At 73.9% G+C, this 16,911-nt stretch carries 3 protein-coding genes; all 3 read left to right on the plus strand.

What is annotated here, in order from left to right; genetic code table 11:
• The first annotated feature begins 7 nt into the window (after positions 1-7).
• Genes AB0J72_RS23410 through AB0J72_RS23420 form a run of 3 tightly spaced genes read left to right on the plus strand, consistent with a single transcriptional unit; the run spans position 8 to position 16,889 of the window.
• Positions 8-5,599: an SDR family NAD(P)-dependent oxidoreductase gene (locus AB0J72_RS23410; RefSeq protein WP_363401943.1), complete on the plus strand. Its 5,592-nt coding sequence runs from the start codon at positions 8-10 to the stop codon at positions 5,597-5,599.
• Positions 5,596-16,128, plus strand: coding sequence for an amino acid adenylation domain-containing protein (locus AB0J72_RS23415; RefSeq protein WP_363401945.1), 10,533 nt, complete (start codon positions 5,596-5,598; stop codon positions 16,126-16,128). The genes AB0J72_RS23410 and AB0J72_RS23415 overlap by 4 nt, the downstream gene beginning before the upstream one ends.
• Positions 16,125-16,889: an alpha/beta fold hydrolase gene (locus tag AB0J72_RS23420; RefSeq protein WP_363401947.1), complete on the plus strand. Its 765-nt coding sequence runs from the start codon at positions 16,125-16,127 to the stop codon at positions 16,887-16,889. Before AB0J72_RS23415 ends, AB0J72_RS23420 begins: the two co-directional genes overlap by 4 nt.
• The last annotated feature ends 22 nt before the right edge of the window (positions 16,890-16,911 follow it).

Below are 16,911 nucleotides of genomic sequence, written 5' to 3' on the forward strand. Positions count from 1 at the left end.
TGACCTGATGTCCGAGCTGCGTGAGAGCACCGAGCAGGTGGCGATCGTCGGCATGGCCGGCCGGTTCCCCGGCGCACCCGACATCGACACGTTCTGGGCGAACCTGCGCGACGGCGTCGAGGGCATCGCCGCGTTCTCCGACGAGGAACTGTCAGCCGCGGGCGTCGACGACGTGACGCTCGCCGCCGAGCATTACGTCAAGGCCAAGGGCGCGCTCGACGACGCCGACGAGTTCGACGCCGCCTTCTTCGGCTACAACCCGCGGGAGGCGCAGCTGCTGGACCCGCAGCACCGGGTGTTCCTGGAGTGCTGCTGGGAGGCGCTGGAGTCGGCCGGGTGCGTGCCGGGCACGTTCGACGGCAGGATCGGGGTGTTCGGCGGCACTGGGCTCAACAGCTACCTGCTGCACAACATCATGGCCAACCCGGCCCTCGTCGACTCCGCCGGCCGATACCAGACGATGCTGGCCAGCGACAAGGACTTCCTCGCCACCCGGGTCTCCTACAAGCTCGGCCTCACCGGCCCGTCGCTGACGGTGCAGACGGCCTGCTCCACGTCGCTGACCGCGGTGCACCTCGCCTGCCAGAGCCTGCTCAACGGCGAGTGCGACGTGGCCCTCGCCGGTGGCGTGGCGGTCAGCTCCCCGCTGCGGCACGGCTACACCTTCGAAGCCGGCGGCATCCTGTCGCCGGACGGGCACTGCCGGCCCTTCGACGCCGACGCCGGCGGCACGGTGCCCGGCAACGGCGCAGGCGTCGTCGTGCTGCGCCGGCTGGAGGACGCCACCGCCGACGGCGATCCGGTGGTCGCGGTCATCCTCGGCACCGCGATCAACAACGACGGCTCGCTCAAGGCCGGCTATACCGCGCCCAGCGTCGACGGGCAGGCCACGGTCATCTCCGAGGCGCTCGCCGTCGCCGGTGTACCGGCCGGCAGCATCGGCTACGTCGAGGCGCACGGCACCGGCACCGTGCTCGGCGACCCGATCGAGCTCACCGCGCTGACCCGGGCGTTCCGCCAGGACACCGCCGGCACGGGCTTCTGCGCGATCGGCTCGGTGAAGAGCAACGTCGGTCACCTCGACGCGGCCGCCGGCGTCACCGCGCTCATCAAAGCCGCGCTCATGCTCGACCGGGAGGCCATGCCGCCGTCGCTGCACTACCGGCGGCCCAACCCGGAACTGAGGCTGCCGACGAGCCCGTTCTACGTCAACGACGAACTGCGCCCGTGGCCCCGCGGTCCCGAACCGCGACGCGCCGGTGTCAGCTCGTTCGGCATCGGCGGCACCAACGTGCACGTCGTGCTGCAAGAGGCGCCCGCGCCCTCGCCCGGGCCCTCGCTTCGGTCCGCCGTCCCGAAGGCGCTGGTGCTGCCGCTGTCGGCGAAGACCCCCGCGGCGCTGGCCGGCAACGCCCAGCGGCTCGCGGCGCACCTCGACGCGCACCCGGATCTGGCACTCGGCGACGTGGTGCACACCCTCACCCACCGGCGCACGGTCTTCGGCCAGCGCAAGGCGATTGTGTGCTGTGACCGCGACGAGGCCGTCGCCGCGCTGCGGCGCATCGGGCCGGCCGACGCGGTGACCGCCGCCGACCGGGACGCCCGGGTCGCGTTCCTGTTCCCCGGGCAGGGTGCCCAGTACGTGTCGATGACCCGCGACCTGTACCTGCACGAACCGGTCTTCACGGCCGAGGTCGACCGGTGCGCGGCGCTGTTCGCCCCGCATCTCGGCGTCGACCTGCGTGACCCGCTGTTCGCCGCGTCCACCGACACGGCCGCCGCCGCCGCGCTGGAGCAGACCCGCCTCACCCAGCCGGCCCTGTTCCTGGTCGAGTACGCGCTGGCCCGCCTCTGGTCGTCGTGGGGCGTGCGGCCGGCCGCCATGGCCGGGCACAGCGTCGGCGAGTACGTGGCCGCCTGCCTGGCGGGTGTCTTCACGGTGCCGGACGCCGTCCGGGTCGTGGCGGCCCGCGGCCGGCTGGTCCAGGCGATGCCGCCGGGCGCGATGCTGTCCGTGCTGCTCCCGGAGGCCGACGTCCAGCGGCTGCTGGAGCAGCGACGAGGTGACGGCCTCGGGCTCGCCGCCGTCAACGCGACCGAGTTGAGCGTCGTGTCCGGCCCGACCGCAGCGATCGACGACCTGCAGGCCCACCTGCGGGCGACCGGTGTCGGCTGCCGCCGGCTGCACACGTCGCACGCGTTCCACTCCGAGAGCATGGACGACGCCGTCGGGCCGCTCGTCGAGGAGCTGCGCGCCGTCACCCTGCACGCGCCGGCGATCCCGTTCATCTCCGGTGTCACCGGGACCTGGATCACCGACGAGCAGGCCACGAGCCCCGAGTACTGGGGAAGCCACCTGCGTCGGCCGGTCCGGTTCGCGGACGCGGCCGGCCGGCTGCTCGACGACGGCGACCTCGTCTTCGCGGAGGTCGGACCGGGCACCACGCTCGGCGGCCTGCTGCGCCAGCACGCCGCATGGACCGGCGCGCGGACCGTCGTCGCGTCGCTGCGCCACCCCCGCGAGACGACCGACGACCGCGTGGTCATGGCCCGGGCCGCGGCCGCGTTGTGGCAGGCCGGTGCCCCGGTCGACTGGCACACGATCGCGCCCGGACCGGGCCGGGTCGTGCCGCTGCCCTCCTACGCCTTCCAGCGGCAGCGTTTCTGGGTCGACCGGCAGGCACCGGAGCCCTCCGCCGCACCGGCAGGGCCGGGTGCCGAACGGTGCCACACGCCCGGCTGGAAGCGGCTGCCGGATGTCACCGGCGCCGCCGTGGACGTGACCGGTCAGGCATGGTTGCTGCTCGGCGGTTCCGGCCTCGCCGCCGCGCTGGCCGAGCGGCTGCGCGACGGCGGCGCCACGGCCGTGCGGGTCGCGGCGGACGCCGGCGCGGACGTGCTCGCGTCGCTGGTCACTGACACCGTGCAGCGCCTGCACGTCGTGCACCTGCTCAGCCTCGACGTGCCGGCCCGTGACGCGGCAGCGCCACTGGACGCCCGGCGGGTCCGCGAGGCGCGCAGGCTCGGCTTCGACAGCCTGCGGACCCTGGTGGCGACGCTCGCCGGCGCGCGCACCGGCCTTCCCGTCTCGGTGGACGTGCTCTGCCACGGCGTCCACACGGTCACCGGCGAGGAGCCACGGCAACCGGAACACGCCACCCTCACCGGGATCGCCACCGTGCTCGCCCAGGAACTGCCCGACGCAGTGTGCCGGCTGCTCGACGTGTCCGGCACCGACCCACAGACCCCCGACGACACGCAAATCCGGGCGGTGCACGCGATGCTCACCCGCGACACCGACGAACGCACCCTCGCCCTGCGCGGCCGGCGCTGGTGGCGGCGCGAATTCGACCACGCCCCGCTCGGGGCATTGCCGGACGGGGCGACCCGGCTGCGCGACGGCGGCGTCTACCTCATCACCGGCGGCCTCGGAGGTGTCGGCCTGGCCCTCGCCGAACACATCGCCGCCCACAGCAGCGCATCGGTGCTGGCGTTGCTCAGCCGTTCGGCGTTCCCGGCCGAGCCGGACTGGCCGGGCTGGCTCGACACCCACGGCGCGCAGGACCGGACGAGCATCCGGATCCGGCGGCTGCAACAGGTGGCTCGGCTCGGCGCGCGCGTCGTCGTGCTGCAGGGCGACGTTGCCGACGAGCCACGCACGGCCGAGCACGTGCGGCACCTGCGGGAGCACTTCGGCGCGGTCCACGGCGTCGTCCACGCGGCGGGACTGCCGGCGTCGGGTCTCATCGCGACCGGGCCGGTGGGCGCCACCGACGCCGTGTTCGCGGCCAAGGTCGACGGGACGCTGGTGCTCGACCGGGTGTGTCCCGCGGAGGATCTGGACTTCCTGCTGCTGTGCTCGTCCGCGACCGCCGTGCTCGGCGGGCCGGGCCAGAGCGACTACGCAGCGGCCAACGCGTTCCTGGACGCGTACGCCCAGGCCCGCAACGACCAGGGCGCGCCGGTGACCGCCGTCGCCTGGGGCACCTGGGAGGGGATCGGCATGGCCGCCGACGGCGCGCTGCCGGGCACCGGCCGGGCGGGCACACCCACCCGGCACCCGCTGCTGCGCCGGCTGGAGGCGGCGGAGGACCGCTGGACCTACGTCTCGTCGTTCAACACCGCCGAGCACTGGATCGTCGACGACCACCGGCTGATGGGCCACGGTCTCGTGCCCGGCACCGCCTACCTGGACCTGGTGTACGCGGCCCTGTGCGAACAGGCCGGCGGTGAGGTCGTGGAACTGCACGACGTCATGTTCACCTCGCCGGTCATCGTCCCCGACGGCCAGACCCGCACCGTGTACACGACGGTCGAGCGCCATGACGGGCGGCTGGGCTTCACGGTGCGCAGCCGCACCGCCGACGGATCCGGCTGGCAGGAGCACGCCAGCGGCTCGGCGACCTTGACCGCCCGCGGCGAGGACGCCGTGCACGACCTCGCTGGCGTGCTGGCCCGGTGCGCGGTCACCGAGGTCGTCGACACCGAGGATGAGCTGCGCCGCCGGTTCCGCACGGACCGGTTCGCCAAGGGCGCCGGCCCGCTCGAATTCGGGTTCGGGCCGCGTTGGCAACTGCTGCGCAAGGTACAGACCGGCCGCCGGATGTTCGCCACCCTGCGCCTCGACGACGCGTTCCGCGACGATCTGGACAGCTACCAGCTGCATCCCGCGATCCTCGACATGGCCGGCGGCGTGTTCCGTATGCACGCCGAGGACCTGTACTACCTGCCGCTGACCTACCGCAGGCTGCGGGTGCTGCACCCGCTCACCGCGACCGTGCACTGCGCGGTGCAGATCAAACACGCGCCGGACTCCACCGGGGAGACGCTGACCTGCGACATCGACCTGCTCGACGACGACGGCCGGCTCCTGGTGGAGATCACCGACTTCAGCGTGAAGCGGATCAACGACATCCCGGCGCTGCTGGAGCAGATCGAACGCCTCACCGAGGAGCCGCTGCCGGAGCGGCCGGCCACGGCCGGCGGTGCGCTCGCGGCGCTCAGCGCCGGCATGAGCGAGCAGGAGGGCCAGGCGGCGTTCGGCCGGATCCTGGCCGCGGCGCAGCTGCCCGCGCAGCTGATCGTCGCGCCCGGTGACTTCACCGCGCTGCACCGGCTGGCCGTGTCGATCACGCCCGCGTCGCTGGCGCGGGAGATCGCGCAGCTCCCGCCGCCGGTCGGCACGCACCCGCGGCCGGACCTCGCCACCGCGTACGTCGCGCCGGCGTCCGACGCCGAGCGGGCCGTCGCGGCGATCTGGCAGGAGATCCTCGGTGTCGAGCCGATCGGCACCGACGACGACTTCTTCGCCCTCGGCGGACACTCGCTCGCCGCGGTGCAGATCGGCACCAGGATCCACAGCCGGTTCGGTGTGGAACTTGACCTGCGCGCCTTCTTCGACGCGCCGACCGTCGCGCACACCGCCGCCCTGCTGGCGGCGCGGCAGCGCGACGCGGACGACGTCATCGAAGTGGTGCGCCGCGACGAACCCGGCGAGGGCCTGTCCGAGCTGGACGCACAGCTGGACGCCCTGACCGACGACGAGGTGGACGCACGGCTGCAGCAGCTGCTGGCCGAGGACGAGGGGATGCCACGATGAACGTCGAGGACACGCAACGCCTGTCAGCGCAGCAGAAGCGGGCGCTGCTGGCCGAACGCCTGCGCCGGCGGGAGCTTGAGCGGTGCTTCCCCGCGTCGTTCCCGCAGCAGCGGATGTGGTTCCTCGACCAGTTGACACCGGGGAATACCGCCTACAACGTGCCGGGTGCCGCACGAGTCCGCGGGCGGCTGGACCTCGACCTGGTGCGGCGCGCCGTCGCGGAGATCACCCGGCGGCACGAGGCGCTGCGCACGACGTTCCGTGCCGTCGACGGTCAGCCGACGCAGGTCGTCGGTGCGGCCGCCGAGCCGGAGATCACGGTCGTCGGCTGCGAGCATCTGCGCGGACCGCAGGAGGACCAGGCGGTCCGCGAGCTGTCCCGCGTGGAGTTCAGCCGCCCGTTCGACCTGCGGACCGGCCCGCTGATGCGGATGCAGTTCCTCCGGCTCGCACCCGACGAGCACATCCTGCTGCTGACGATCCACCACATCGCGGGCGACCTGTGGTCCACGTCGGTCTTCCTCAACGAGCTCGTCACCCTCTACGGCGCCTACGTCGACGGCACCGAGGCCGTCCTGCCGGACCTGCCCATCCAGTACCCTGACTACGCCGTCTGGCAGCGCAACCGGCTGGAGGGCGACGCCGTCGCCGCGGACCTCAAGCACTGGACGCAGGCGCTCGCCGGCGCCCCGGCCGCGCTGGAGCTGCCGACCGACCGGCCCCGCCCGCCGGTGCAGAGCACCCGCGGCGCTTCCGTGCCGTTCCGCGTGCCGGAGCGGACGATGGACGAGCTGCGCGCACTGAGCCAGCGCGAGGGCGTGACGCCGTTCATGACGCTGCTCGCGGCCTTCCAGGTGCTGCTGCACCGCTACAGCCGCGCCGACGACGTGGTCGTGGGCGTCCCGGTCGCCAACCGGGGCCGGCCGGAGATCGAGCACCTGATCGGCTACTTCGTCAACATGCTGGCGCTGCGCACCGACCTGTCGGGCGCGCCGTCGTTCCGTGACCTCCTGGCGCGAGTGCGGCAGATGTGCCTGGCCGCGTTCGCGCACCAGCAGCTGCCGTTCGAACGGCTCGTCGAGGTTCTGCAACCGCGTCGGGACGTGTCGCGGACCCCGATCTTCCAGGTCTCGTTCATCTTCCAGAACATCGACATGCCCACCTTCGCCGCCGGTGGCCTGGCACTGCAGCCACTGGAGGTGGAGGCGTCCTCGGCCAGGTTCGACCTGGAGCTGCAGGTCTTCGACGGACCCGCGCTCACCGGCCGGTTCGAGTACAACACCGACCTGTTCGACGCGGCCACGGTGCAGCGGATGGCGGCGCACCTCGGCCGGCTCGTGGAGGAACTCGTCGCGGACCCCGACGGGTGCGTCGACGACGCGCCGATGCTGAGCGGCGAGGAGGAGGCGCGCCTGCGCCACGCGTACAACGACACCGAGCGGAACTGGCCGGCGCCGTCGTTCGCGCACCGCCGCTTCGCCGAGCAGGCGCGGCGGACCCCGGACGCCGAGGCGGTGCGCTGCGGCACGGACGCGGTGACCTACGGCGACCTCGACCAGCGGGCGAGCCGGCTGGCGCACCGGCTGCGTCGGCACGGGGCCGCCCGCGGCGTCCTCGTCGGCATCTGCCTGGACCGGTCGGTCGACATGCTCGTCGCGCTGCTCGCCGTGCTCAAGACGGGCGCCGCCTACGTGCCGCTGGACCCCGGTTTCCCCGCCGACCGCATCGCCTACATGCTCGCCGACTCCGGGCTGCCGGTCCTGATCAGCACGCGCCCGGTGCTGCAGCGCCTCACCGGCGTCGGTGCCACCGTGCTGTGCCTCGAGGAACTGCGCGACGAGCTGGCCGGCGAACCGTCCGGACCGGTCGAGGAGGCGGTCGAGGGCCACGACCCCGCCTACGTCATCTACACCTCCGGCTCCACCGGCCGGCCGAAGGGCGTCGAGGTCCCGCACCGGGCGCTGGACAACTTCCTGTACGCGATGCGGGAACGTCCGGGCCTGGACGCCGCCGACACCCTCGTCGCCGTCACCACCCTGTCGTTCGACATCGCGATGCTGGAACTGCTGCTGCCGCTGGTCGTCGGGGCCCGGGTCGTCGTCGCGCCGCGGGACGTCGCCGCGGACGGCACCCGCCTCGCGGAACTGCTCGACGACGCCGCCGCGACGGTGATGCAGGCGACCCCGTCGACGTGGCGGATCCTGCTGGAGGCCGGCTGGGAGGGCCGGCCGGGCCTACGGGCCTTCGCCGGCGGCGAGGCACTGCCCGCCGGTCTGGCCCGCCGGCTGCGGGCCGTCGGCCTGCCGCTGTGGAACATGTACGGGCCGACCGAGACCACGATCTGGTCGGCGGTGGCCGAGGTCGGCGACGGGCCGATCTCCATCGGCGAGCCGATCGCCAACACGCAGCTGTACGTCCTCGACGAGGCCGGCCGGCTGGTCCCGCAGGGCGTGCCGGGGGAGCTGTACATCGGCGGCGCCGGCCTGGCCAACGGCTACCTGGGCCAGCCGGAGCTGACCGCGCAACGGTTCGTGCCGACCCCCTTCGAGCCGGGGCGCAGCGAGCGGCTGTACCGCACGGGTGACCTGGTGCGCCGCCGCAACGACGGCAGCATCGAGTTCCTCGGCCGGCTCGACCACCAGATCAAGCTCCGCGGGTTCCGTATCGAACTCGGTGAGGTCGAGTCCGAGCTCGTACGCCACGACGCCGTCAAGGACGCCGTGGCGATGGTCCGCGAGGACTTCCCCGGCGACCAACGGCTGGTCGCCTATGTGGTGCCCGGCGAGCAGGAGGAGCCCGGCGCCGCGGCGGACCGGCCATCTGCGCAGTGGCCGGAGCGGGTCGAGCAGTGGCGGCACATCTGGGACACCGCCTACGACCCCGCCGCCGTGCCAGGCGACCCGGCCGAGGACTTCCGCGGCTGGAACAGCAGCTACACCGGGGAGCCGATCCCGGCCGAGGAGATGCGCGAGTGGGCCGCCCAGACGGCGGACCGGGTGCTCGCCGCCCAGCCCCGCTCGGTGCTGGAGCTCGGCTGCGGCACCGGCCTCATCCTGAGCCGGGTGGCGCCGCACTGCGAACGGTACTGGGCCACCGACATCTCCGCGGTCGCCCTGGGCCGGCTCCAGGCGCATCTGGACGCGCACGGCCCCGCGAACGTCACGCTGTTCGACTGCCCCGCCGATGACATCGGCCGGCTGCCCGAGCAGCGGTTCGACGTGATCGTGCTCAACTCCGTGGTGCAGTACTTCCCGGACGAGCGGTACCTGCTGCGGGTCGTCGAGGCGGCCGTGGCCCGGCTCGCGCCGGGCGGGTCGCTGTTCATCGGTGACGTGCGCAGCCTGCCGCTGCTGGAGGCGTTCCACCTGTCCGTGCAGTCGCGGCACGCCGAGCCTGACCTGCCGGCGGAGCAGCTGCGGGCCCGGGTCCGCCGGCACCTCGGCGAGGACGAGGAGCTCGTGCTCGACCCGCGGTTCTTCACCGCGCTGCGGCACCGCTTCCCGCGGCTCACCGAGGTGCTGGTGATGCCGAAGCCGGCCGCCGCCGACACCGAGATGACGCGCTTCCGCTACGACGTGGTGCTCACCGCCGGCGGCCCGATCGCGCCCGCCGCCGACTGCGCCTGGCTGGACTGGCGGGCAGACGGGCTGAGCGTCGACGCCATCCGCGCCCGGCTGGAGGCCGAGCGGCCCGACGTGCTCGCCGTCCGTGGCGTGCCCAACGCCCGGGTCCAGCGGTTCGCCGACGCGGTCCGCCGCCTCGCCTGCGGCGCCGACGCGGGTCCCGGCACGGCCGGCGGCCCGCCGGAGCGCGGCGCGGTCGACCCGGCCGAGCTGTGGGCGCTGGCGGAGCGGACCGGCTACCGGATCGACCTGGACTGGGCCCGGCACGGTGAGGACGGCGCGGTCGACCTCATCGCCCGCCGCCGCTGGGCGGACGGCACGCCGGTCTGCGCGCTGCCCCGCGCCGATGCCGACGAGCCGCCGGTGGAACTGCGGCACCTGGTCAACGGCGGCGCCCTGCGGCTGGCCCGGCGCCTTACACCGGCGCTGCGGGCCGCGCTCGGCGAGCGGCTGCCGGACTACATGGTGCCGACCGCGTTCGTCTTCCTCGACGCGTTCCCACTGACCCCGAACGGCAAGATCGACCGTGCGGCGCTGCCGTCCGCGGAACTGGACCGTCGCGAGCTGCGCAGCGCCTACGCCGCGCCGCGCGACCCGGCCGAGGAGGCGCTGTGCGGCCTGTTCAGCAAGGTGCTCGGGGTGCCCCGCGTCGGCGTGCACGACAGCTTCTTCGACCTCGGTGGGCACTCGCTGCTGGCGACCCGGCTGATCGCGCACGTGCGCGCCGCCCTGGATGTCCAGTTGCCGGTCCGCGCCGTCTTCGAGACGCCGACGCCGGCCGGTCTGGCCGAACGGGTCCGCCGGTGCAGAGGTGCCGCGCACGCGCCGCTGGTGCCGGCAGCCCGGCCGGAGCGGGTGCCGCTGTCCTTCGCCCAGCAGCGGCTGTGGTTCCTGTACCACCTGGAGGGCCCGTCGCCGACGTACAACATCCCGATGGCGGTGCGGCTGCGGGGGCCGCTCGACGTCGACGCCCTGCGCGCCGCCGTCGGTGACCTCACCGACCGGCACGAGGTGCTGCGCACGGTGTTCCCCGACCGCGACGGCGTGCCGTACCAGCGGATCCTCGACCCGGCCGCCGGCCGGCCGGAGCTGACGGTCTCCCGGATCGCCGCCGGCGACGTGGCCGCCCGGGTCGACGAGGTCGCCCGGCACGGCTTCGACCTCGCCCGCGAGACCCCGGTGCGGGCGCACCTGTTCGTCATCGACCCCGACGATCACGTGCTGGTGCTGGTGGTGCACCACATCGCCGCCGACGGTTGGTCGCTGGCGCCGTTGCAGCGGGACCTCGCCGCCGCGTACACCGCGCGGTGCGCCGGGCGTCCCGCGGACTGGCCGCGGCTGCCGGTGCAGTACGCCGACTACGCCGTGTGGCAGCGGCAGCTGCTCGGCGAGCACACCGACCCGGGCAGCCTGGCGGCGACCCAGCTCGCATACTGGCGGACCGCACTGCAGGACCTGCCCGAGCGTATCGCGCTGCCCGCCGACCGGCCCCACCCGCCGGAGGCGTCCAAACGCGGCGCGAGCATCGGTTTCCGCTGGGGCGGCGACCTGCCGGCGCGGCTGGCCGCGCTCGCGCGTGAGTGCGGCGTCACCGAGTCGATGATCGTCAACGCCACCCTCGCCGTGCTGCTGAGCAGGCTCGGCGGCGGCGACGACATCCCGATCGGGACCGCCGTCGCCGGGCGTACCGACGTGGCGGTCGACGACCTGGTGGGATCGTTCGTCAACACGCTGGTGCTGCGGGTCGACACCGCCGGCCGTCCGGCGTTCCGTGAGGTTCTGTCCCGGGTGCGCGGCCGCAGCCTGGACGCCTTCGAGCACCAGGACCTGCCGTTCGAGGTGCTCGTCGACGCGCTGCACCCGACCCGGTCGATGGCGCACCACCCGCTGACCCAGGTGCTCGTGGCGTGGCAGAACTTCGCCGACGTCGCCCTGGGAATGTCCGGCCTGGGCGAGGAGATCGTCCCGGTCGCCGTCGGTGCCGCCCGGATGGACCTCGTGTTCACCCTGACCCGCCGGGCCGAGGCGGACGGCGACGGCGCCCGCGTCGACGGGATCGCCGAGTTCAACACCGACGTCTTCGACCCGGCCACCGTCGCCACGCTCGTCGAGCGCTGGCAGCGGATCCTCGACGCGGTGCTGACGGACCCGGACGTGCCGATCTCGCGCCTCGATCTGCTGGCCCCGGCGGAGCGGACGCGGATCCTCGAGGAGTTCAACGCGGGCGGGGCGGCCACCACGCCGACGACGGTGCCGGAGCTGTTCGCCGCGCGGGTCGCGGCGGACCCGGCCGCGCCGGCGATCACGTACGGCACCCGGACCCTGTCCTACGCCGAGCTCGACGCGGCGTCGAACCGGCTCGCCCGGCTGCTGATCGGGCGCGGCGTCGGCCCGGAGGACCTCGTGGCGCTGCTGCTGCCGCGCTCCGCGGACATGATCGTGGCGATGCTCGCCGTGCTCAAGACCGGCGGTGCCTACCTGCCGATCGACCCCGAGTACCCGGCGGAGCGGATCGCGTACACCGTCGGCGACGCGCGCCCGGTGGTGCTGCTGAGCACCGAGTCGCACGCCGGCCGGTGCGACGGCCTCGACACCGAGACGCTGCTGCTGGACGTGGCACCGGTCCGCGCCGGGATCGCCGGGCAGGACCCCGGCCCGCTGCGCGACGCCGACCGCCGCGAACCGCTGCGGCCGCGCAACGCCGCCTACGTCATCTACACCTCCGGCTCCACCGGCCGCCCCAAGGGCGTGATCGTCACGCACGCGAACGTCACCCGCCTGTTCGAGGCGCTCACGCCGGAGGTCGACCCGGGACCGGACCAGGTGTGGACGTTCTTCCACTCGTACGCCTTCGACTTCTCCGTCTGGGAGATCTGGGGCGCGTTGGTCAGCGGCGGCCGGGTCGTGGTCGTGTCCAAGGAGGTGTCCCGTTCGCCGGTCGACTTCCTGCGGCTGCTCGCCGACGAGGGGGTCACGATGCTGAGCCAGACCCCGTCGGCGTTCCAGGCGCTCGTCCAGGCCGACGAGCAGCATCCGGACCTCGGCGCGCGGCTGGCATTGCGATACGTCGTCTTCGGCGGCGAGGCGCTCGATCCGTCGCGGTTGCGCGGCTGGTACGAGCGGCACGACGACCGGGCACCGCTGCTGGTCAACATGTACGGCATCACCGAGACCACCGTGCACACGACGGTGCGGGCGCTGTCGCGCGAGGACGCCGGCAGCAGCGTGAGCGTGATCGGGCGTGGCCTGTCGGATCTGCGGCTGTACGTCCTGGACGGTTGCCTGCAGCCGGTCCCGGTCGGCACGCCGGGCGAACTGTACGTGTCCGGCAAGGGGGTCGCCCGGGGCTACCTGGGTCGTCCCGGGCTGACCGCGACACGGTTCGTCGCCGACCCGTTCACCGGCGACGGCGCGCGGATGTACCGCACGGGCGACGTGGTGCGCTGGACCGCCGGCGGGGAACTGGTGTTCATCGGCCGGGCCGACGACCAGGTGAAGATCCGCGGGTTCCGGGTGGAGCTCGGCGAGATCGAGGCGGTCGTCGCCGGGTGCGCGGGCGTGGGCAAGGCGGTCGTCGTCGCCCGCGAGGACACGCCCGGCAACCGGCAGCTCGTCGCCTACGTGACCCCGGCCCGCTCCGCCGCGGGCGCCGCCGGGCCGCTGGATCCCGCCGGGGTGCGGCGTGCGGCCGGCAAGCTGCTGCCCGACTACATGGTGCCGGCCGCGGTGGTGGTCCTCGACGAACTGCCGCTGACCGTCAACGGCAAGGTCGAACGCCGGCAGCTGCCGGCACCGGACTTCACCGCCGCCGTCGGCGCCCGCCGGCCCGAGACGGCGGCCGAGCGGGTCCTGTGCGACCTGTTCGCGCAGGTGCTCGGGCTGCCCGACGTCGGCGCCGACGACCGCTTCTTCGACCTCGGCGGGGACAGCATCCAGGCGATCCAGCTCGTCTCGCGGGCCCAGGCCGCGGGCGTGGTGATCAGCACGCGGGACGTGTTCGTGCATCAGAGCGCCGCCGGGCTCGCGGCCGCCGCCTCGACGGCCGGGACCGGGACCGTCCACGACCCCGGCGACGGCGAGATGCCGGCGACCCCCGTCATGGAGTGGCTGCGCGAGCTCGGCGGGACGGTGCACCGGTTCAGCCAGTCGGCGGTGGTGGTCGTGCCGGCGACGGCCGACGCGACGTCACTGGCGGCGGCGCTGGACGCGGTGACGGAGCACCACGCCGTGCTGCGCGCGCGGCTCGTGGCCGGCGCCGACGGTCGCTGGACGTTGCGGATCCCGGCGCCGGGCGCCGAACGAGCCGGTGCGCGGCTGCGCCGGGTCGACGTCTCCGGCCTGCCCGAGGACCGGCTGCGTGCGCTGGTGACGAGCGAGACGGCCGACGCATCGGGCCGGCTCGACCCGTACGCGGGCGTGATGCTTGACGCGGTGTGGTTCGACGCCGGAGTGGACCGGCAGGGACGGCTGCTGCTGGTCGTCCACCATCTCGTCGTCGACGGGGTCTCCTGGCGGATCCTGCTGCCGGATCTGGCTGAGGCATGGACGGCGGCGGACGCCGGGCGGCCGGTCGTGCTGCCGCCGGTCGGCACGTCGATGCGTCGCTGGGCCGGCCTGTTGGCCGCCGACGCGACCTCGCCCGTCCGGCTTGCCGAACTCGCCACCTGGTCCGCGGCGCTGCGCGACGTGCGGCCGCTGACGACCGGGCGCCACGACCCCGACGGCGAGCGCGGACGGCTGACACTGACCCTGCCCACCGCCGACACGGCGTCGCTGCTGACCCGGGTCCCCGCGAACCTCGGCGCGGGCGTCAACGACGTGCTGCTGGCCGCGTTCGGCATCGCCCTTGCCGGTTGGCAGCGCGACCACCGCGGCTGCGACGGCACCCTGGCGGTGAACGTCGAGCGGCACGGGCGCCGCGAGGAACTCGCCGCGGGCACCGACCTCACCCGCACCGTCGGCTGGCTGACCAGCATCGCACCGGTGCGGCTGGACCCGGGGCCGCTGACGTGGTCCCAGGTCGGCGACGCCGGTGCCGACCTGCGCGACGCGGTCGCCCGCCTCACGGAGCAGTTGCGTGCCCTGCCGGCCGACGGGCTCGGCTGGGGACTGCTGCGCTACCTCAACCCCGGCACCGGTCCGCAGCTCGCGGCGCTGCCGGCGGCGCAGGTCGCGTTCAACTACCTCGGCCGGTTCTCCGGCACCGGCACCGCGACCTGGGAGCCGATGGCGAGCGCGGCGGCGGACCAGGCCGGTGCCGGCACGGGCATGCTGCTGACCCACCCGCTGGAGCTCAACGCGGTCATGTACGACGACGGCGCCGGCCCGCGGCTGGTGGCGCACTGGACCTGGGCGGCCGAACTGCTGACGGACCTGGACGTGGCGGCCCTCGCCGAGCGCTGGTTCACCGTCCTGCGCGCCCTCACCGCCTGCGCGGGTGACCCCGGCGCGGTCGGGGCTTCGGTCGGGGCTTCGGTCGGGGATCTGGCCGGCGCCCGGGACGCCATCCCGGTCGTGGCCCGCGGAGAAGGTCTGCCGCTGACCTTCGCGCAGCTGGAGAACGTGTACCAGCCGGTCGGCCCGGACAGCGCACACCACAACGTCATCTCCGCCACGGTGCTCGACGGCGACCTGGACGAGGCCGCGCTGCGGTACAGCCTGGACCGCATCGTCCAGCGGCACGAGGTCCTGCGGGTCGGCGTCGTGCGGCGAGACGGCTCGTGGGTGCAGGTCGTGCACCCGCACGGCGCCTGGCCGATGACCGTCGTGGACCTGCGGGCGCTCGACGCGCCGGCTCGCGAGCGGCGGCTGCGCCGGACGATCAGCGACGAGGAGCACCGCCCGTTCACCCTCGCCACCGGCCCGCTGGTGCGGGCGACGCTGGTGCGCACGGCACCGGCACAGCACGTCCTGCTGCTGGTGATGCACCACATCGTCATCGACCCGTGGGGTTACACGCAGCTCGAACGGGAGCTGGCCGAGCTGTACGCCGCCAGGTGCGAGGACCGGGAGGCGAAACTGCCCCAACTGCCGGTGCAGGTGCCCGACTTCGGCGCCTGGGAGCACCGTCAGCTCGGCAGCGGAGCGCTCGACGAGCACGTCGCGTACTGGCGGCGGACGCTGCGGGACCTGCCGCCGCGGCCGGAGTTCACCGCCGCCGACCTCGACGGGGTCGCACCGGCGCAGGGCTACACCCACGGGGTGGTGTTCGACGCGGCGTTCACTGAGCAGCTCAGGCAGACGGCGCGCCGCTGCGGCGTGACCCTGTTCATGCTGCTGCTGTCGGCGTACGAGGCGCTGCTGTCGGCGTACAGCGACAGCGACGACATCTCCGTCAGCTTCCCGGTGGCGGGCCGGGAACGGCCCGAGGCGCAGCACTTGATCGGCTACTTCATCAACATGGTCGTGGTGCGCACCGACCAGGCCCGTGCCCGGACCTTCGCGGACCTGGCCGAGCAGGTCCGCGACGGCACCCTCGACGCGCACACGCACCAGCAGGTGCCGCTGCGCAGCCTCGACGGCGGCGTCGGCGCGGGCTACGACCCGTTCCGCATCATGTTCAACCTCGTCAACTATCCCGACATCACGCTGGATCTCAGCGGCGTGCACGCCTCACCGCTGCCCTCCGGTGCCGGCGACGACGATGTGGTCATCCCGCGGATGGTGACCGCGATGGAGCCCTACAACCTCGACCTGTACCTCATCATGCACGAACAACACGGGCAGCTTGGCGGCCTGTGGCTGTTCCAGCCGGCGCGTATCGACGCCCGGGTGATGACGGTGCTGATGCGCCAGTGGCGGAGACTGCTCGACCTGATCGTCCGCGACCCGCACATCCCGCTCGCCGAACTGCGGCGGCTCGTCCGCCCGGCGAGTCCCGACAACCGACAGGAGCGTGCCCGGTGAACCGCAGGTGGTTGTTCACCCAGCAGGCAGGCCCCCTTGTCCGGCTCCGGCTCTTCTGCTTCCCGTTCGCCGGCGGCAGCGCCACGGCATACCACCGCTGGCCGCGGCTAGCCTCACCGCGCCTGCAGATCTGCGGCGTGGAGTACCCCGGGCGGGGCGCCCGGATGGATGAGGAGCCGTTCATGAGCCTGCCCGGCCTGGTCCGCCACCTGGCCGACCAGATCGGGCCGATGCCGGACCGGCCGTTCGCGTTCTTCGGCCACAGCATGGGCGGGCTGGTGGCATTCGAACTGGCCAGGACCCTGCGCGACCGTGGCTGGCCGGCACCGGTGCACCTGTTCATCTCCGCGGCCGCCGAGCCGGGGCGCCCGCTGCACCGCACGGCGTTGTACCGGGCCAGCGACGAGGAGGTCCTCGACGAGCTGCGCGAGCTCGGCGGCACCCCGCCGGAGCTGCTCGCCGACCGGGAGCTGATGTCGATGGCGGTCCGGGTGCTGCGCGCCGACTACACCGCGCTCGGCACGTACGAGTTCCGGCCGGCGGCCCCGCTCGCGGTGCCGATGACGGTGTTCGGCGGGCGGGCCGACCCGATCGCGGCACCGGCGGAGCTACGCGGTTGGCAGACCCAGACCGTGGCCGGATGCCACTTCCAGCTGTTCCCCGGCGACCACTTCTACCTGCACGCCGCCGCGGCCGAGATCCTGCGGACGGTGGAGGACACCGTCGATCACCAGCGGAAGGTCGCGGCCGCGGCCGGCTGACGGCCCGGAACCCGGTGCACCC

The sequence above is a fragment of the Dactylosporangium sp. NPDC049742 genome (assembly GCF_040674675.1).
GTDB lineage: Bacteria > Actinomycetota > Actinomycetes > Mycobacteriales > Micromonosporaceae > Dactylosporangium > Dactylosporangium maewongense.